Annotated in this window: 12 protein-coding genes; 8 read left to right on the top strand and 4 right to left on the bottom strand. The window is 63.4% G+C overall.

Annotated features, from left to right (window positions below):
• Positions 1-82 precede the first annotated feature (82 nt).
• Entirely contained in the window at positions 83-1,777 is a 1,695-nt protein-coding gene (locus tag AC6H4Z_RS02320) for a M28 family metallopeptidase (protein WP_497545122.1), read from the top strand.
• A 53-nt stretch (positions 1,778-1,830) separates the two neighbouring features.
• Positions 1,831-2,391: a hypothetical protein gene (locus AC6H4Z_RS02325; RefSeq protein WP_497545123.1), complete on the top strand. Its 561-nt coding sequence runs from the start codon at positions 1,831-1,833 to the stop codon at positions 2,389-2,391.
• 36 nt (positions 2,392-2,427) lie between these two features.
• Here the strand turns inward: AC6H4Z_RS02325 and AC6H4Z_RS02330 are convergent, their stop codons facing one another.
• Positions 2,428-4,302: a protein kinase domain-containing protein gene (locus AC6H4Z_RS02330; protein ID WP_497545124.1), complete on the bottom strand. Its 1,875-nt coding sequence runs from the start codon at positions 4,300-4,302 to the stop codon at positions 2,428-2,430.
• 140 nt (positions 4,303-4,442) lie between these two features.
• On the opposite strand from AC6H4Z_RS02330, the gene treZ reads away from it, so the two are divergent.
• Both treZ and AC6H4Z_RS02340 read left to right on the top strand, forming a co-directional pair.
• On the top strand, positions 4,443-6,359 hold the full coding sequence (treZ, locus tag AC6H4Z_RS02335) for a malto-oligosyltrehalose trehalohydrolase (protein WP_497545125.1): 1,917 nt from the start codon (positions 4,443-4,445) through the stop codon (positions 6,357-6,359).
• A complete protein-coding gene (locus AC6H4Z_RS02340; protein WP_497545126.1) occupies positions 6,337-8,451 on the top strand; it encodes an amylo-alpha-1,6-glucosidase in 2,115 nt (704 codons plus the stop codon). The genes treZ and AC6H4Z_RS02340 overlap by 23 nt, the downstream gene beginning before the upstream one ends.
• On the opposite strand, the gene AC6H4Z_RS02345 is transcribed toward AC6H4Z_RS02340, so the two are convergent.
• Together AC6H4Z_RS02345 and AC6H4Z_RS02350 are read right to left on the bottom strand one after the other, a co-directional pair.
• Positions 8,424-8,780 (bottom strand): hypothetical protein, encoded by a 357-nt coding sequence (locus tag AC6H4Z_RS02345; RefSeq protein WP_497545127.1) that lies wholly within the window; start codon positions 8,778-8,780, stop codon positions 8,424-8,426. The two genes, AC6H4Z_RS02340 and AC6H4Z_RS02345, sit on opposite strands and share 28 nt — an antisense overlap.
• Positions 8,781-8,925: 145 nt before the next feature.
• Complete coding sequence (locus AC6H4Z_RS02350) at positions 8,926-9,456, bottom strand: YfiT family bacillithiol transferase (protein ID WP_497545128.1); 531 nt, start codon at positions 9,454-9,456, stop codon at positions 8,926-8,928.
• 105 nt (positions 9,457-9,561) lie between these two features.
• On the opposite strand from AC6H4Z_RS02350, the gene AC6H4Z_RS02355 reads away from it, so the two are divergent.
• The 4 genes from AC6H4Z_RS02355 (at position 9,562) to AC6H4Z_RS02370 (ending at position 15,382) form a co-directional block, all read left to right on the top strand.
• Positions 9,562-11,100 (top strand): FAD-dependent oxidoreductase, encoded by a 1,539-nt coding sequence (locus AC6H4Z_RS02355; protein WP_497545129.1) that lies wholly within the window; start codon positions 9,562-9,564, stop codon positions 11,098-11,100.
• 88 nt (positions 11,101-11,188) lie between these two features.
• On the top strand, positions 11,189-11,575 hold the full coding sequence (locus tag AC6H4Z_RS02360) for a BlaI/MecI/CopY family transcriptional regulator (RefSeq protein WP_497545130.1): 387 nt from the start codon (positions 11,189-11,191) through the stop codon (positions 11,573-11,575).
• 6 nt (positions 11,576-11,581) lie between these two features.
• A complete protein-coding gene (locus AC6H4Z_RS02365) occupies positions 11,582-12,835 on the top strand; it encodes a M56 family metallopeptidase (RefSeq protein WP_497545131.1) in 1,254 nt (417 codons plus the stop codon).
• Between the two features lie 45 nt (positions 12,836-12,880).
• Entirely contained in the window at positions 12,881-15,382 is a 2,502-nt protein-coding gene (locus AC6H4Z_RS02370) for a glycosyltransferase family 117 protein (protein WP_497545132.1), read from the top strand.
• 3 nt (positions 15,383-15,385) lie between these two features.
• Here AC6H4Z_RS02370 and AC6H4Z_RS02375 read toward each other — a convergent pair whose 3' ends face one another.
• Positions 15,386-19,990, bottom strand: coding sequence for a DEAD/DEAH box helicase (locus AC6H4Z_RS02375; RefSeq protein WP_497545133.1), 4,605 nt, complete (start codon positions 19,988-19,990; stop codon positions 15,386-15,388).
• Between the last annotated feature and the right edge of the window lie 5 nt (positions 19,991-19,995).

Here is a 19,995-nt window from a genome sequence, read left to right on the forward strand (position 1 = left end):
CCGCCGACAGCCGGACATTTTCCCGACAGTGGGTGTCCGCCAGACGGGCTATTTTTCGCCCGTACCCTTTTTGGAGCACCGCATGCCGCTTTCCGGCGTCCGCTGGCTCGTTCCCGCTGCCCTGACCACGTGGGCAACGCTGGTTTCGGCGCAAAAGGCTGAACTTCCGCTCAAACACGCCCCGCAGCCCACGACGGCCGCCATCACCGCCGCCGACCTCATGACTCGGCTATACATCTTTGCCGATGATTCCATGATGGGCAGAGAAGTGGGGACGCCCTACCACCTCAAGGCGACGGCATACATCGAGCGCGAGGTGCGCCGCCTCGGGCTCACGCCGGGGGGCGACAACGGCACCTTCTTTCAGAACATTCCGGTCTTCGACCATCCGCTCTCGCCTGGCAACACCCTGGTGGTCAACGAGAAGACCTTTTCCGCCCCCGTAGACTACGTCCCTCGAGATAACAGCGTCTTCGGAAAGGTCCGGAGCCTCGACGGCGTCGAAGCGATCTACGGCGGTGTCTACGGCGACACCAGCACCATGGTCAGGCCGGCCGCTGCCGAAGGAAAATTCGTCGTCATGTCGGTGCCGAATGGCCCCGACGGAACGCCAGTATGGGGCGGCAATCGCCAGCAACTCACCGGCTACTACCTCGGCTCCGCCGGTATCGGCGTCGTAAGTCTCGACGCGGTGGACCAAGCGACGCGCATGCAGCTGCTCGAGCCGGTTCAGACGTTCAAGGGCGACGACAGCGACGCGCCGACCGTTCCCGCATTCATGTACGTCTCCAAGGCGATGGGCGAAGCCCTGATGGGTGCGCCCATTGCTGGTCTATCGCGCGGAACCGCCGGAAAGACGATTCACGGTTCTCTAAAGTGGGACGACATTCCCGCTCCCGGGCGCAACGTCGTCGCCATCCTGCCCGGCAGCGATCCAAAGCTCAAGGGCCAGTACGTCGCACTCGGCGCGCACAATGATCACATCGGCTTCAATAGGGAGCCGGTCGATCATGATTCGCTTCGCGCGTACAACACGATCGTTCGTCCGCACGGTGAAGACGATCAGGCGCGTCCGGCCGCGCCCGCCGAGAACGCAAAGATTCGCGTCATCCTCGACAGCCTTCGAAAGATTCATCCGCCCCGTCTGGATTCGATCTACAACGGAGCCGACGACGACGGCACCGGCTCAATGGCGCTACTCGAACTCGCGGAGGCGTTTGCCAAAGGTCCGGACAAGCCGAAGCGCTCATTGGTGTTTGTCTGGCATGCCGGCGAAGAAAAAGGTCTGTGGGGCTCAGAGTATTTCACCGACCATCCGACCGTACCACGCGATTCGCTCGTGGCGCAGCTCAACATGGACATGATCGGGCGGGGCGGGCCGCAGGACGAGAAGGGCGGAGGCCCGGGGTACCTGCAACTCATTGGGTCTCGCCGGCTCTCGACCGAATTGGGCGATTTGGTGGAGGCCGTCGCCAAAACGGAACCGGTGAAATTCCACTTCGACTATCAGTACGACGCCAACGGGCACCCGCAGCAGTACTACTGCCGCAGCGACCATTACGAGTATGCGCGGTACGGCATTCCGATCACGTTCTTTTCGACCGGCGGCCATCGTGACTACCACCAAGTGACGGATGAGCCACAGTACATCGACTACGACCAGCTCACGGGCGTCGCTCGGCTCGTATATGACGTCGCGCTACGCGTTGCGAACCTCGATCATCGCGTGGTAGTCGACAAGGCGAAGCCAAATCCGAAAGCACAGTGTGTACAGTGATCTGAGTTCGCCGAACGTCGTTCGGTGGTTTACGTGCCGGGTGGATAGGTTGTATGTTGGTTTTCCCCGCCTCGAGCTCGTTCCCACCAGAGGTCACCATTCCCACCATCGCCACGCGCACACGATTTAGCCTCACATCCTCGTGGCGACGGTGGGCGCTGACCTTGGCGCTCGCCGTCCCGTTGCAGGCGTGCTCGCATCTTCAGTTGCGTAGCCCGATCACGTCGGTAGAGGGACCGCCCGCCGCATTCGTTCGCACGACGTCCGACGTACGGCTCACGCGCGTGATCGATGTGCGCGACGACGTCGTCAAGGCCGCGGCGTTCAAGGCGGCGAGTGATTTACTCTCGCAGCACTACTCGATCGACATCGAGGATCAGCGAGCGGGTTTTCTGATGACGCCGTGGCAGGCGACGCTCAATCGCAACGGCGCGCCCGATCTGCGCTATCGCACTCGAGTCGTCATTCGCTTTCTTGGCCAGGACTGGCGCCAGGTGTCGGTGCGTGCCGAGGCGAATTGGCAGCGCGGCGATGAGTGGGACACCGGCTTTGATTCGAGACTACTCGACGACGTGATCGCCGAGTTGCGCACCAAGATCGGAAAGACGGCGTAGAACGATTCTCGCGGCGCGCGATGAGCGCGGCCGCGCTTACGGAATCGTCGTCAGGTCGGCGATTTCCCAGCCGTCCTTGTGGCGTGCCAGCGTTGCCCGATATCTGAACGGTGCTGTGCCTGGCGCCTTCGAATCGTGATACGTGAAGCTGACGTTCAATGTGTACTTGAGCTCAGCTTTGTCGCCGTTGATCGTCGTCGTGCCGTATACGGGCTTGGCCGTGACGTTGTCGACCTTCGCCAGGAAGTCCTTCAGTTGGGCGAGGAGCGGGGCCGGCATATCTGGGAACGCGTCGCGAATCGCGACCTCTCCGTGTCCCATGGCGATCGCGAACTTGTCCAACGGCTGATGAACCGCCGCTTCCTCGGTCGCGACGTCTGTCGCCACCGGCGGCGGCGTGGGCGTGGAATCGACCGGAGCTGACGGTTTTTTCACCGTTGCTACCGGCGCTTTGCGAATCGGCGCGACCTTCGGCCTCAGCGACAGCGAATCCGTCGGCGGCTTCGTCAGCGGTGCAACCGTCGGCGACGCGACTGTGATCGGCGGAAGCGTCGGAATGTTCGTTGGCTGTGGTGCGACCTGCAGGGCGCTTTCGTCACGCGACCAGAGCGACCAGAGAAGTAATCCGGCGAACAACGTCCCCGAGCCGAGAATGGTTCCGACGACAATTCTCGTAACGCTCTCGCGGTGACGCTTCATGCGCACCGTCGGACGCATTGCCGGGTCCGATGCGAGTCGCGTGACCTGAGGCGTGGCTCGTGTGCTCTTCACCGACGCGCGCAACGACGACGGATCCCAACCGCTCAGCGCCAGCGCGGGATCGAGTTGCGTCGCAGCTTCTGCGGCGCTCGCCATACGATCGTCGGGCGAGCGCGCGAGCATGTGCGCGATGAGCGTGTCGAGTCGTCGCGGCAGTTCCGGGCGAAGGTCGCGAATGTGCGGCGGCGGCTCGTGCAGTCGCCGACGCAGCATGATTTCGCGCGACTCGGCCTCGAACGGACGCACGCCAGTCAGCATCTGAAAGAGCATGCAGCCGAGTGCATAGATGTCCGTGCGTGCGTCGACCGGATCACCGAGCAACTGCTCGGGGCTCATGTACTCGGGCGTACCGATCACGAGTCCGCTGCGCGTCAGCGAATCCTGCGGCGCATCGGAAACGGCCTTGGCGATTCCGAAGTCGACGACCTTTGCCGTTTCGCGACCATTGCGACGCGAGGCGACGATGACATTGTCCGGCTTGAGATCGCGGTGAATGAGCCCGAGCTCGTGCGCTGCCGAGAGTCCTTCGGCGATCTGCCGTGCGATATCGATGGCGCGACGCGGATCCAACGCACGATCTCGCTCGAGAATCGTCGACAGTGAATCGCCGTCGACGTATTCCATGACGAGGTAGACGATGCGGTCGGCTTCGCCGTAGTCGAACACTGCCGCGACGTTCGGATGAAGAATGCGCGCCGCGTTCGATGCTTCGCGGGCGAACCGCCGCGCCGACTCGCTGTCGTTCATCAGCGACGGGTTCATCACCTTGATCGCGCACTGCCGATTCATCTTCACGTGTTCGGCGACGTACACGCGGCCCATGCCGCCTTCGCCGAGCTTGGCCAGAATCAGGTAGCGATCGGCGATCACTCGGCCGATCAGTGGGTCGCTGCCGCCCTTTGGCTTGAGCGGCGCGCCGTCGCGCGGACAGAACCGGTCACCAGTCTCGTATTCTCCGCCACACTGCGGACACACCTTGGTGACCGTGATCTGCTCTTCGGCCTCCGGGGTGGGTTGCTGCGCGAGCAAGCCCGAGCCGATGCTCGCGTGCAGCATCGGCGTGTCGCTCTCGGTGTTCGAGCCCGACGATACGGAATCCGCCTTGTCTCTGGCGTCCCCGGAATCAGGTATGGGCTTATCGCGACTGGACATGCGTGATTGGAGAATTTCCAAGACTATGCGCCGAGGCGCTCGTCCGCTACCGGCCGGGCACGACTGCCGGCGTTCAGGTTCCTAGATCGTCATCCGCCGCACGCGGCCATGGTCCCGTTCCTGCCCGTGTTTCGGCCGCCATGGGCCTACGTCAGCCGACAACTGAACTCCTCAATACCCGACGATACCCCATTGGGGTGGAAGTCATTCACTCAACTGGCGGGCCGCCACGTACTCACGCCCGCGTGTGGGCCCCGGATCGTTCCAAGGTCGAGTTCGTTGATGAAGTAGGCGGCCGCTCCACCCCGCTGGAAGCGGAGGGTAACGGATACTACTCCGGATTCGTCGATCCCGTCACCACTAGCGGACTCTACCGTTTGCGTCTCGACGGGGGGGACGCCTTTCCCGATCCTGCCTCCCGGTATCAACCCGACGGACCGCACGGGCCGTCAATGGTCGTGGATTCCCAGGCGTACGCGTGGGGAGACGGTGCGTGGCGCGGGGTCCAGATCCAGGGACAGGTAATCTACGAGCTGCACATAGGGACGTTCACAAAAATTGGTTCATACCGGTCCGCCATCGACCGCCTGCCCGACCTGGTGGACCTGGGCATTACGCTGATCGAAGTCATGCCCCTAGCTGACTTTACGGGCCGCTTTGGCTGGGGTTACGACGGCGTGAATCTCTTTGCCCCGTCGCGCCTCTATGGCACTCCCGACGACTTCCGCGCCTTTGTCGATGCGGCCCACCGCCTGGAAATCGGCGTCATTCTCGATGTGGTCTACAACCACTTCGGGCCCGACGGGAACTACCTGCGCGAGTTCGCCAAGTCGTATCTGGGCGAACGTCCGACCGAGTGGGGCGACGCGCCGAACTTCGACGGCCCTGAGTCGGTCGCCGTCCGCGAGTTCATCGTCACCAACGCCCGGTACTGGATCGAGGAGTTCCACCTCGACGGACTTCGCCTGGACGCGACGCAGCAGATCTTCGACTCGTCGCCGCGCCACATCATCGAAGACGTTCGCCAAACGGTGACCGCGGCGTCCGCCGGACGCGGCACGCTCGTCGTCGGCGAAAACGAGCCGCAGGACGCTCGGCTCATTCGATCACGTGCTGATGGCGGCTACGAACTCGATGCACTCTGGAACGACGACTTCCATCACGCCGCCTGGGTGGCGGCCACGGGACGCGACGAAGCGTACTTCAGCGGCTATCGGGGCGTCGCGCAGGAATTCATATCGGCGGCGAAGTACGGCTTCTTGTACCAGGGACAGTGGTTCCGCTGGCAGCACAATCGGCGTGGCACGCCCGCGCTCGACATTCCGCCGACAAAATTCATTGGCTTCACGCAGAATCACGATCAGGTAGCCAATACGGCTGGCGGCAGACGGATGCACCAGGAGACGAGTCCCGGTCGCTGTCGCGCGCTCACGGCGCTCATGCTGCTGCTGCCGCACACGCCAATGTTGTTTCAAGGTCAGGAATTCAACGCGTCGGCGCCCTTTCTATACTTTGCCGACCACGAGTCCGAGCTCGCGGCGTCGGTACGCGAGGGGCGCACGACATTCGTCACCCAGTTTCCCAGCTTCGCCGCGCGCGATCGTGCGTCGCGCGTTGAAGATCCAACCGACGCCGCGTCGTTTGTGAACTGCAAGCTGGACTGGACGGAACGAACGACGAACGCGTGTGTGCTCGCCTTTCACAAAGCTCTAATTCTGTTGCGTCGAGAGGATCCGGTCCTTCGGCGACAGCAGGCGCGCGCCCTCGATGGCGCCGTACTCAGCGAACATGCCTTCGTGCTTCGCTTTTTCGGCGATGCGCTCGGCGACCGTCTGCTCGTCGTGAATCTCGGCGCGCGCTTGCACGCCGATCCGATCGCTGAGCCGCTGCTTGCGCCACCGCTGCATCGCGTGTGGCGAACTGTCTTCTCAACTGACGCGCCCGAATACGGTGGTTGGGGCGCGCCGCCGCTCGAAACTCCCGATGAAGGGTGGTGGATTCCCGGTGAATCCGCCGCACTACTGAGTCCATCCGATGATTCGACGTCTTCTCGATAGAGTTACTCGCCCGCTCGCGCTGCCGGCCGATCCCGAGGCGCGCGCGCGTACGCTGCTCGATACCGAGTGGCTCGTGACCAACGGTTTCGGCGGCTACGCGTCGACGTCGACTGCGGGCGTGGTCACACGGCGGTATCACGGAATTCTTGTGGCTGCGCTTCCGAATCCGGTCGGGCGGGTGGTGATGCTCAACCACCTCGGTGAGCGGTTGATCGTCGGCAATCGCGCGGCGTCGCTGAATATCGAAACGACCGTCGCCGGCCCGATCGATACGTCGGTTGCGGCTGGCGTAGCGTCGTTTCGGCTCGACGCAGGACTTCCGGTGTGGGAATTCGAGTGGGGTGATGTCCGGGTCGAGAAGCGCGTGCTCATGCCGCACAAGCAAAACACCGTTCACGTGTCGTATCGCTTGTTACGGGGCTCCAATGTCACGCTCGAGCTCATGCCGGCTCTGCATTTTCGCGGCTATGAGGATCCTGTAAACACGGCGCGTAACTCGCCGGACACGACGCGATACGTCGTCTCGACATCGGGGAACATGTATGCGATTGCGGCCGAGCGCGATTTGCCTCCGTTGCGGTTGACGTTGAACACCGGAGACGGGGCAATGCCTTCGTACCGGTTCGTGGGCGACGAGCGACGGACGAGCGAGTACGTCTTTCCTGTGGAAGAGAGTCGCGGCTACGAGTTTCGCGGTACGCTGTGGACGCCCGGCCATTTCGAGGTCGAGCTTACGCCAGAGTCGTCCACGACGTTGATCGCGTCGGTCGAGACGGAGGACGTCATGCTCGCGCTGACGCCGGATGCAGCGCTGAGCCTGGAACGCGAACGCCGCCGGCGGTTGATCGATGCGGCACAGCCGCAGGTACAGGACGAGGTGGGTGCGGAACTCGTGCTCGCCGCTGATCAGTTCATCATTACGCCGAAAGGTCGTCTGCTCGATGCGACACGAGCAGCCGCGCTAGGCAACGAAGTGCGCACCGTGATCGCGGGATATCACTGGTTCACGGACTGGGGCCGCGACACGATGATCAGTCTCGAGGGGCTGACGCTGACCACGGGACGAACGCGCGAAGCGCAGTACATCCTTCGAACGTTCTCGCACTATGTGAAATGCGGTCTCATTCCGAACATGTTCCCCGACGGGAGCAATCACGGACTGTATCACACCGCCGACGCGACACTTTGGTATTTCCACGCACTCCAGGCGTACATCCGCCGCACCGGCGACGAAGTGACGCTGCTGCATCTGCTGCCCACGATGGTGGATATCGTTGAGCACCACGTGAGAGGCACGAAGTTCGGCATCGGCGTCGATCCCAAGGATGGACTCCTCAGGCAAGGCGCCGAGGGCTATCAGCTCACCTGGATGGACGCAAAGGTCGACGGTTGGGTCGTGACGCCTCGACGCGGCAAGGCCGTGGAGATCAACGCGCTCTGGTATAACGCGCTGCGGCTGCTCGAAGGGTGGCTGGTTGGCCTGCGCGGCGAAGATGCCGCGCTCGATGTCCGCGCCCGGGCGGATCGCGTCTACGCATCATTCAATGAGCGTTTCTGGATGCCCGACCGCGGCTTTCTGTACGACGTGATCGACGGAGACGATGGCGACAGCCCACTCTGCCGGCCGAATCAACTGCTCGCAATATCGCTCGATCATCCGGTTCTCGAACGAGAGCGATGGGAGCCGGTGCTGAACGTCGTCCAGAAGAAACTGCTCACGCCTTTCGGACTGCGCTCACTCGCCCCTGACGAGAAGGACTACAAGAGCCGGTATTTTGGCGATCTGCGTGCGCGTGATGCGGCGTACCATCAGGGCACTGTCTGGGGATGGCTCATTGGGCCGTGGATCGACGCGTGGCTCAAGCTACATCCCAACGATCATGCTGGTGGCCGCGGCTTTCTCGACGGCTGCATCACGGCGCTCGACGATTTTGGAATCGGCACGATCGCCGAGGTGTTCGACGCCGAGGCTCCGTACACGCCCCGAGGCTGCATCGCGCAGGCCTGGAGCGTGGCGGAGGTGCTACGGTGCTGGGCGAAGACTGCACCCGAACAACTAGAAGGTCAGCCGCCGATCGAGTCGCGAACCTGACGACGGTCCTGACGAAGTTCGCGGCGATCCTTCTTCACGTCGCGCGTGTCGCCGCGCATGTCCTTCTTGTCGGACTGCAGGTCGCGCATGTCGCGCTTCGCTTCCTTCACGTCGCCACTCTTGACGTCCTGACGAACCTCGCGACGATCGAGGCGCACTTCTGCGGAGTCGCGCTTCACTTCGCGTCTATCGAGTCGTAGGTCCTTTCGATCGTGTCGCAGCTCCCGCACGTCCTTGTTGGTCGCAGGAGTCGTGCTCTGTGCTCCCGCCACCCCAGCCGCCGCCATCGTCACCACCGCCCCGAGCACCGCCAATCTCACGCTGACCATACATCCCTCCCAACGTTGTGAATCTGTTGACTCCAATGTCGGGCGCCCGTGCGGCGCCGCGTTCACAGGGATGACGTGCGCCAACGACGAGTGTTAAAGGCGTTCGATCAAAATGTATCAAGTGACCAATGGCGTGTGACCGGTGTCACACCCAGTTGTTCCGCGCGCGGAGATTCGCAACGTGTGCCACGTGATGCTCGCCGTGCCACGCATACATCGCGAGCAATTGATGAAGATTCATCATGCCGTTTTCCGGATGGTTCAGCTGCCGATCGAAGTCAGCCGGCGCGATCGACCGCAGCAAACGAACCCACCGGTCGTGCAGCGATTCGAGAAGTACTAACGACGTTTCGATCGGCGTTGAGCGAACGTCGTCGAGTTTGGCCCATGCGGCCTCGTCATACGGCTTGATGGTCGGAACGTCTTCGGTGAGCGCGAGCTTGAATCGAATGAACGCATTCGCATGGCTATCGGGGACGTGATGCGCGACTTGTCGCACCGTCCAACCCTCGGGACGATACGGCGTGTCGAGTTGCGCATCGTTCAATCCGCGCACGGCGGCGCGAAGTTTGGCTGGCGTGGCAGCAATGCTCTCGATCGCGGCAGCGCGCCGCGAATCGGAGAGTGATTGCGGGCGTTGGAATTTTCCAACGGGATAACGGAGGTCTTCGGACACGGCGAGCTCGGCGGCGAAGATGGATGTTGGAGTGCGGGCGAAGTTTATTGGAGCGCGGCACCCGCGTCGAATGAATTGTACTACTGCAACGAATGAGGAGCGCGCATGGGCGGTCAAGCAGAACTCACCGGGCCTGATCTCACGCAAGGCGTCGACGTCTCGTCCCTCGCGGCTGGCGACAAACTGCTCGGCCACGCCAACGGCGAAGCCGTGCTGCTCGCACGCGTCGGCGATGAATTTCTCGCCATTGGCGCCACGTGCTCGCACTACGGTGGTCCGCTCGCCGAGGGGTTGATCGACGGCGATACGGTGCGCTGTCCGTGGCATCACGCGTGTTTCAGTTTGCGCACTGGCGAAGCACTCGAAGCGCCAGCGCTCTCGCCAGTGTCGTGCTTCACGACCGAACGTCGTGGAGAGAAAGTCGTCGTCACGGACAAAGTCGATCGCGAGCCGCTGTCGCCGACATATCCGATTCGCGCAGATCGTACCGCGACGCCAAAGACGGTGGTGATCGTCGGCGCGGGTGCGGCAGGCAGCGCCGCCGCGGAAATGCTGCGTCGCTGCGGCTACGATGGACGCGTCGCGATCATCGACGACGACACCGGTTCGCCGTACGATCGGCCGAATCTTTCGAAGGACTATCTCGCCGGAAACGCACCGGAAGAATGGATTCCGCTTCGCCCCGAAGGATTCTACGCCGAGCATCGCATCGAGATCATTCGCGGCCACGCAACGCGAATTGATACTGCAGCGAAGGCAATCGAAGTCGAAGGACACGCGCCCCTGAAGTACGACGCGCTGTTGCTCGCCACCGGCGCGGAGCCGATTCGGCTCACGATTCCCGGCGCCGACGCGTCGCACGTGCATGTGCTTCGCACGCTCGCCGACAGTCGCGCGATCATCGAGGCCGCGAAAACAGCAAAGCGCGCCGTCGTCATTGGGTCGAGCTTCATTGGACTCGAGGTTGCCGCGTCGCTTCGCAAACGCGACGTCGCCGTCGATGTCGTGGCGCCCGAGGACGTTCCACTCGCACGCGTGCTCGGTGATCACCTCGGCAAATTCATCCGCTCGTTCCACGAATCGCACGGCGTCACGTTCCACCTCGGCCGCAAGCCGCAGCGGATCGAGTCGGACGCGGTCGTGCTCGACGACGACTCACGTCTCACCGCGGATCTCGTGGTGATGGGCGTTGGTGTTCGCCCGCGCCTTCAACTCGCCGAGCAGGCCGGACTCGCGATCGATCGCGGAGTGGTCGTGAACGAAAAGCTCGAGACGAGCGTCCCCGGCATTTATGCCGCAGGCGATATCGCTCGCTGGCCCGACCGCTACAGCGGCGAGCCTATCCGCGTGGAGCATTGGGTCGTCGCGCAGCGGCAGGGTCAGGCCGCAGCGCGGAACATCCTTGGCGCCGGCCAACGGTACGGTCAGGTGCCGTTCTTCTGGAGCGCGCACTATGACGTCAGCATCAACTACGTGGGGCACGCCGAGAAGTGGGACTCGGTGAAAGTTGATGGCGATGCTGCCAAACACGATGTCGCCGTGGAGCTCATCCAGAAGGGCGATGTCGAAGCGCTCGCGACGATTTTCAGAGACGACGCGAGCCTCGAATTCGAGAAGAACTTGGCGTCGAAGGCAAAGGCCTAGCGCTCGCCTCCAAGGCGGCGCTTGACAAACGACGGTCCTGAGACAAAATATTATCTCAGAGGGATAAGTTCTTATCTAGACGTCGATCATGAGCTCTCGATCCTTGAACCTGAGTCGTCGCGAACGGCAGATCATGGACGTGGTCTACACGCGCGGCCGAGCAACCGCCGCTGAGATCCACGACCGGATTCCCGAGCCGCCCTGTGCGGCTGCGGTCCGTACGCTGCTGCGAATCCTCGAGGAGAAGGGGCATCTGCGGCACGAGAAGGACGGACCGCGTCACGTCTATTTCCCGACGACGCCGCGCAGCGTTGCGCAGCAATCGGCAGTGAAGCACCTACTCGGCACATTCTTCAATGGATCGCGTGCCGCGGCCGTCGCGGCGTTGTTGGACGAATCGGATCGCCCGCTTTCTAGCGAAGAGCGCGAGCAGATCGCGACCGCTGTGAGCCGACTGCGGGCCGAGGGCAAGTAGGACATGATGCCAAGTCCGAGCGACAGCCTGCTGACCGCGTCGATGAGCGCGCGTGCGATCGCGAGCATCTACTCGGTCACGTTGCTCGCGACGTTCGTGCTTGGCGTTGCCGGTACGCTGGCCTGGTTTCTCCGTCGCTCGGGCGCCGAAGTTCGTGCGCTCGTTTGGCGATCGGCGGTCGTTGCCCTGTTGATGGTGTTCATTGGGCGACAGCTGCCGCTTCATTGGATCGCGTGGGTCGTTCCGTCGGTGTTTGCGATGCCGCTGGTAGCGCTTGGCCGAGTGCAGGTTATCGCGCCGTCAGCGCCGACCGCCGGCGTCGATGCGACGCAGCTTTCGGCATCGGCATCCGCGGCGCTCGCGTCTGTCGTCGTGGTCTACCTGGTTGGCGTCGTGCTCGTGTTGCTGCCGACCATTCTGGCGTCCGTTGCCGTGCGGCGTCGGGCGCGTGCGAGTCGCGATGCTGGACCGGAATGGATGACGCTCGTCACCGACGTGCGCGGGACGCTCGGCATCCGTCGATCGGTGCGTGTGCTCATGGCAGACGACGTCATCGTCGCGCAGACGTGGGGCTTTCTGCGACCCGTCATCATGCTGCCGACCGGCGTTGAAGCGTGGAACGATGATCAACGCCGCATGATGTTGCTGCACGAACTCGCTCACGTGCGCGCTGCCGATTGGCTGTTCGGCGTCGGTGCGCGATTCACGTCGGCACTGTTCTGGTTTCATCCGGGTGCGTGGTGGTTGGCGAACGAACTCCGCGAAACGTGCGAGTTGGCGTGCGACGAGCGCGTCATCGCGAATGGCGCTCGTCGGAGCGACTACGCGGAACTGCTCGTGCGAGCGGCCGAGCTGCTGCCTGGCGCGGATGCGTCGCGCGGTGTGGTGCTCGCTCTCGCTCGACGTCGCGGTCTTCGGGCGCGATTGGCTGCAGTGCTCGATTTCAGGTCGGTGATTCACCCGCTCGCCCGCGGGTCGTCAACGGCAACGCTCGTGATCACGGCGTGCCTCGCTGGGCCGATGAGCGTAGTCCAGCTCGCGCCAACGAGAACCGTGTTGACGACGCTGATGCTCGATGCGCAGTGGGAATCGCGCGCGTACGCAGTGCTTGGATTGGCGCAGCGCGCTGATTCCGTCGCCGTCGCTCGAAGCGCGGCAGAACTCGACCCCAGTCCACGAGTGCGTGCGTGGGCGAAGTACGCATTGGGTCGGCAGGGAAGCGTGGACGAGCTCCGCGCCATCCTTCGAGAACAGCAGTAGTCCCTCTCCCTCCGACAGCCACAAACGCATAGCAACGGTGCATCCATGAGCATTCTTGTGTCACGTTCTAAAGAGATAAAAATTTCTCTCTACGCGGCTGCCGCGGTCACGCTCATCGCGGGTTATGCGGACCTCGTGCGCGGGGGAATCACCCTGTCGGCGATCCTGCTTGCGGTCGCGTACTGCGCGTTCATTCCGCTCGCGATCTGGAGTGGCGCAGGTGAGCGAACGCCGAGCGGCGGCGAGGATGCGCCGTCGTACAAAGCAGCGGCGATCACGGCGGCAGGTGTTCTCGTTCTCTACTTGCTCACCATGGCGCCGTCGACCGCGATGTGGGACACGAGCGAGTACATCGCCGCGGCGTACACGTTTGGCCTACCACATCCACCAGGCAATCCGTTCTTCGTCATCATCGGCCGTGTGTTCTCCTTGCTGCCAATCGCATCGACGGTGGCGGCGCGGATCAACGTGCTGGCCGCGGTGTGCAGTGCGCTTTCAGCTGGCGTGTGGTTTCTCGTCGCGGAACACGTTCTTCGCGCTTGGCTGCCGGCGCGGTGGCAACGCATCACGGGCGGCGTTCTCGCGGCAGTGATTGGCGCGACGGCGTTCACGGTGTGGAATCAGTCGGTGGTGAATGAGAAGGTGTACACCGTTTCACTCGCTGGCATCGCACTGATTTCGTGGCTTGCTGTGCGTTGGTCGGATCGCACCGAGGGGCCGCGTGCCGATCGCGCGCTCGTGTTGATCGCCTATCTGTGCGGCCTTGGCTATGCGAACCACATGGCAGGAATGCTCCCCGCGCCGGCGATCGCCGCCGTGGTGCTGCTGCGACGTCCAGCGACCATTCTCCGCTGGAAGTTGCTGCTCGCCTGTGTCGTTGCGCTGTTCGTCGGTGTCACGCCGTTTGCGACGCAGCCAATTCGCGCCGCGTACTTCCCGGTAATGAACGAAGGTGAACCGACTGCGTGCCGAGTGAAGCTCGAGTGGTCGTGTACGATGTCGAAGGCGACGTATGACGCGTTCATGTACAACTTCAATCGCGGTCAGTATGGCAAACCCGATCTCGCGGAACGTCAGGCGACGTTCGGCGAACAGATCGGAATGTGGTGGCTGTATTTCCGATGGCAGTGGTTCCGCGACGCCAAGGGCGATCACGCGTTCTTCCAATCGCTGGTCGCGACGTCCTGTCTGGTGCTCGGTCTGATCGGCGGCTGGATCCACTTTCAGCGCGACCGAAAGAGCTTCTGGTATTTCGGAACGCTCATGTTCACCATGACGCTGCTGCTGATCTACTACCTGAACTTCAAGTTGGGGTGGTCGCAGGATCAGACGTCGCAGGCGGCGCGCGAAGTTAGAGATCGCGACTACTTCTTTCTCTGGAGCTTCTCGGCCTGGGGCGTTTGGGCCGCTGTAGGATTGATGTATGTGTGGGAATCCGTCGCTCAGTTGGCGCGCGCTGGGGCGGCCGGCGCGAAGGCGGCAGTGAATCCGCCAACGCGCAGTTGGTTGGTTGCGTCGCCCGTTGCGCTACTCGCGCTGATTCCGTTGTTCGGAAACGCGTCGACCGCTCCGCGATCGCGCCATCAGGCGACGCGCAACGTTGCGGCCGACATGCTCAACTCTGTCGAGCCGTATGGAGTGCTCGTCACGGTCGGGGACAACGACACCTTCCCGCTTTGGTACGCGCAGGAGGTGGAAGGCGTACGTCGCGACGTCGTCGTCGCAAATACGTCGTTGCTCAATACCGACTGGTATGTGAGGCAGCTGCTCCGCCGTCCGAACTACGACTACGACTCGGTGAAGGGCCCGGCGGTGTATCGCAACAAACATTGGGAAAAGCCGACCAAGCCCGCACTTCAGATGACCTTCGAGCAGGCCGACGCGATTCCCGATCCGTTCGCCCTGCACGAGCCGATGCAATTTCAGGCGCCGGGCATTCGCGCCATCATCGATCCGCGCAACCTTGAGTACGGCATGCTGCGGCGTGCAGACGTCTTCGTCCTCACGATGATTCGCGACTCGTGGCCGCAGCGTCCGATCTACTTCGCGCGATCGGCCGTCGGCTATCCGCACTCACTCGGACTCGGCAACAACGTTCTGACTCAAGGACTCGCGACGAAGCTGTTCGTGCCGACGGCCACGATGCCGCGCGACACGATGTTCGTACAGGGAGACGGTTGGCTCGACATCCCGCGCACGCAAGCGCTGTGGAGCGACACCTTTCACGGACATCAATCAGTTGTCGACGAAGGGCAGTGGGTCGATCGTCCGTCAGCGGGTTTGCCCGTGATGTACCTGTTTCTCGGCGTCGAGTTGACCGAAGGTCTCCGTGCGACCGGAAAGGTCGCCGAAGCAAACGCTGTGGCATCGCTGACGAGGAAGGTCGCGCAGGCGACGGATCAAACTGCGCTCCTCAGAAATCTGTCTGGCGCGTTGGCGCCGGAATCGACAGGCGACTCGGCGCAGGGCGTTCCGCTTCGCTTCGACGCGACGACGCAACCGAAGGTGCAGAGTACTGATCCAGCTGCGCGCAAACCGCGTCCGTAGGACCTACGGCTTTCGATAGAAGCGGAGACCGCTCGTTCCGCGCTTGAATCCCGCGGCGCGGAACGCCTCGAGGTATCGACTGCTTGCCGCGGGTTGACCGTCGATCGTGTCGATCGAGAGATCGCGACTCGTCTGCGCGCCGATGTGCGATGCGAGCGCGCTCGCCGCGCGCGTCACGACGGCGTCCGTCGTGTCAGGCCGGACGACGATTCGCTCGCCGCGTCGTTCGGCGATCATCACGACGACGCCTGCGACGCTGACGAGCAGCGCACCGCGACTGCGCGGCCGCACGAATGCATCGCGCGCGGGATCTTGCGGCATCGGCAGCGAATACACGTTCGCCGGATCGCCGGCGCTCATCACGACACCGGGCGCGTCGTCGTCTGTAGTCGTTGATCGGAGCATTTCGACAGCCTCCGGCAACGCGAACTGCGCGCCGGACAGACCGCGCACGAAGTATCCGCGACGCACTTCGCCGCGGAACTCGAGTCGCTTGAGTTCTCTGTAGATCGGGCGCCAACCAACCGACGGACGCTCGCGTCGCCACATTTCGCGTGCGACGATGCCATATCGCTCCAACCACTGCCGCGCGATGAGTTCGGCCAGCGCGGCTTCATCGGCCTCGGGGCCGAGCACGCGCGGAGTGCGCACGAGCGACCACCGTCCGGGCCAGTTGGTCGGTATCTCGGCGCCTTCGTGGTCGGGCCGCTTCCAGCGCGGCATGCGTCGAAGATTGGGTCGACGTTGAACGATGTGCCGATTCGCCGATGGCGAGTAGTCAGCGGGAAGCCATCGCGTTGGATCGGGCTGCGCGCGATCGCGCGGCGACACGAGCGGTCGCCACTGCACGACCTGGCGCATCGATTCCATCGTGTCGTTGGTGACGAGTCCGGCGCCGGCGAGTTCTTTCAACGCGTCGCGCAAGCCTCGACCAGTGAGTTCACTGGATGCACGCAGCTCGTCGAAGAACGACGCGCCGTCGCGCTCCAGTACAGTGAGCAGCTGCTTGGCTTGGTCGCCGAGTGCGATCGTGTCGGCGGTGGAGATCCAGGCGCGCGCGGAACCGCGGCGGACGAAACGCACCGTCGAGAGATTCGACGGCTCGTCGGGTCCCACAGCAGCACTGCCACCGACCCAGACGAGTTCACCCGCGGCGATGAGACGCGAGATGACGTCGGGGTCGTACGGATCGAGGCGCGCCGGGAGATAGTCGTTCTCCCAGCGCTCGGCGTTGCGCGCGAGCCCGTACATCTGGCGAATGACGGCTGGCGTATCGTCGCCCGAGAGCCGCGCAGATGGATCGAGGTGCTGCCAGCGCTGCATGAAATGCGAGAAGCGTCCGAGATCGACAGCCTCGATCTGCTTTCGCGCCTGTGCGAGTTCGCGCCGACGCGCCTGTTCGAGCAATCGTCGCGACACCCAGCGCGGTGTCGTCGTATCGCCGCGAAATGTTCCTCGAACGAGTTTGCCGGTACGCGTCCACTCGTCGAGTCGCTGATTGATCCATTCGCGGTCGAAGTCGTACCGTGCGAGCACGTCGTCGATCGAGATCGGAGCGTTGAGCGAAACAAAACGCGCGAGTAGTTCGCGTCGAGCTACGAGGGCCGTCACCGCGGGGCGACGCATGCTCTCCGGAATCACGCCGGCGATGGGCCGTGGATCGAACGCGAGGCCGGCATATACCGTGAGCAGATCCTCACCGAAGGCCGCGACAGCGCGCGGAAAGTTCTCGGTGAGAATGATTCGGCGCTCGGTGGTCCCGCCGTGAACAGGAACGTCGATTGCAACGGCGCGCCCGCTGGCGAGAAGTACGTCGAGCGGCTCGTCGCGTCGCCCTTCGTCGAGCGTCGCAATTCGTGCGCGCGCTTCTTCAAGCGTGACGTCTCCTGCGCGATCGATCAGCGCTGCAAGTTCGTCGGCCGTTCGCGCACGCGTACCCGGGGCGGTGCCGCGTCGGCGCGCGAGCATCGACTCGAGCATATCGAGCGTAGAATCGTCGGCGCCTTCGCCGCCCATCAACTCATCGAGCAGTGCGCGGTCGAGCGACAGAAGCGCGGCACGCTGTTCGGCGCGCGGTGCGTCGTCGGCGTACAACCAGTCCATCACGAACCCAAACTGCAACGACGCGGCGAAAGGCGATGGCAGCGACGTCTCGACCGCGCGTAGCGCGATGGTTCCGACCGAAAGCTCGTCGAGCACGCGGGCTAGCGACGTCATGTCGAAGGCGTCTTGCAGCACGTCGCGGTACGTCTCGATGAGGATTGGGAACGAGGGGAATTCCTGAACCGCCTCGAGTAGGTCGAGTGCTTTGAGTCGCTGTAGCCACAGCGGCATGCGTCGGCGTGGATTGCCGCGCGGCAGCAACAGCGCGCGAGCCGCGTTCATTCGAAAACGCGCGCCGAACAGCGACGACGCACCGACTTCGGCGAGCACGCGACGCTCCGCTTCCGATGCCGTGAGTTCGCGAAGCACGGCGACGGGCAGGTTGTCCTTGAGACTCGGCAGACGGAGCATGATGCCGTCGTCGGTCGTCTGGACCTGCAGCTCGAAGTTCGGACCGTCGCCAAGGCCGCGCCCTTGTTCCGAGAGCCATTCGCGAACCCGATTGGCGAGCGCCAATCCCCACGGTGCGTTCACTCGTCCGCCGAACGGTGCGTGAATCACCACGCGCAGTGAATTCAACTCGTCGCGGAACTGTTCGACGATGAGAACACGCTCATCGGGTACGCCGCCGGTGGCAGTGCGTTGCTGTCGGATGTACTCGACGAGCGATGACGTCGTTGCTTCGTCGGCGTTGTACCGCTCTGCGAGCGATGCCATCTGTTCGTCAGTTCGAACGGCATCGAGTTCGCGCCGGAGTTCGCCGACGCGCGGAGCGAGATGGGCCGAGCGTGCTGCGTATTCGCCGTGCCAGAAGGGCATGCGCGCGGGAGCGCCAGGCGCTGGCGTCACGACCACCCGATCGTGTTCGATGGCGTTGACGCGCCAGGTCGACGAACCGAGCTGAAAGACGTCGCCGATGCGTGTCTCGTGCACGAACTCCTCGTCGAGCTCACCAAGTCGGGTGCGATCGGGAAGATTCACCGTGTACAGACCGCGATCCGGGATGGTGCCGCCGGAGATCACCGCAACCATTCGTGAACCGCGTGCTGCCGTAAGCGAATCGGTGACGCGATCCCAACTGAGACGCGCGTCCAACTCGGCGGCGACATCCGAGGGATACTTGCCCGAGAGCATCGACAGCACTTCGTCGAACGCCGCGCGTGAGAGTTGATGGTACGGATACGCCGATCGCACGAGATCGAAGAGCGCGGCACTCGTCCAGTCGTCGTCGATCGCGACGATGGCGACGATCACCTGTGCGAGCACGTCGAGCGCGTTCTGGATGACGCGCGTCGGTTCGACGTCGCCTTCTTTCATCGCGCGGACGACGGCGAGCATCTCCATCGCGTCGTCGCGAAACGTCGGGATGAATACACCCCGACTGACCGCGTCCAGAGAGTGGCCGGCGCGGCCGACACGCTGCAGGCCGTTCGCAACGCGCTTGGGTGACTGCAGTTGGAGAACGAGATCGACCGAACCGATGTCGATGCCCAACTCGAGCGAGCTCGTACTGATCAGCGCGCGAAGCTTCCCAGCCTTGAGCGCTTGCTCGAGAATCAACCGGCGCTCGCGCGACAGCGAGCCGTGATAGGGCAGGGCCAATTCTTCGCCGGCGAGCGCGTTGATGCGCGCCGCCATTTTCTCCGCCTGACCGCGATTGTTGACGAAGACGAGCGTCGTGCGTGCGGCGCGCATTCGCTCGACGACGAGCGGAGTAACGGCCGACCAGATCGTTCCGGACACATGCGCGAGGTCGTCGACCGGCGACTTGATCGAAAGATCGAGTTCCTTGACGAGGCCGCAGTCGACGATTCGCGGCTCTTGCGTAGAGCCTTGGCCCACGAGAAAGCGGGCGACTTCGTCGAGCGGGCGCTGTGTTGCCGACAGTCCGATGCGCTGCGGCTTCGTTTCGCTGAGACGGTCGAGTCGCTCGAGTGTGAGCGCCAGATGCACGCCGCGCTTGGTCGCCGCGATCGCGTGAATCTCATCGACGATCACCGCACGCACGCCGCTGAACATCCCCCGGCCGCGCGTGCTGGTCAGCATGATGTGCAGCGACTCGGGCGTCGTGATGAGAATATGCGGCGCCTTGCGTAGCATGCGCGCGCGGGCGGACGTCGGCGTATCGCCGGTGCGAACCGCAACGCGGATTTCGGGGAACGTCTTACCGGCAGCGATGAAACGTTCGCGAAGCTCGGCGAGCGGTTTCTCGAGATTGCGCTGAATGTCGTTGTTCAGCGCCTTGAGCGGCGAGATGTAGAGAATGTGAACAGCGTTCGACAACGGCTCGCGAAGCCCGTCGACGATGAGCTGGTTCAATTCCCAGAGAAACGCCGTGAGAGTTTTCCCGGTGCCGGTAGGCGCCAGGATGAGCGTATGCGCCCCGCTTGCGATGGCGGGCCAGCCTTCGCGCTGTGGCGGGCTGGGCGCACCGAGCGTGTCGCGAAACCACGCTCGGACGATAGGGTGAAACGGCTTTAGTGCAGGGGGTACGCGCTCACGCACCCTTG

The organism is Leucogemmata humicola, assembly GCF_055379415.1.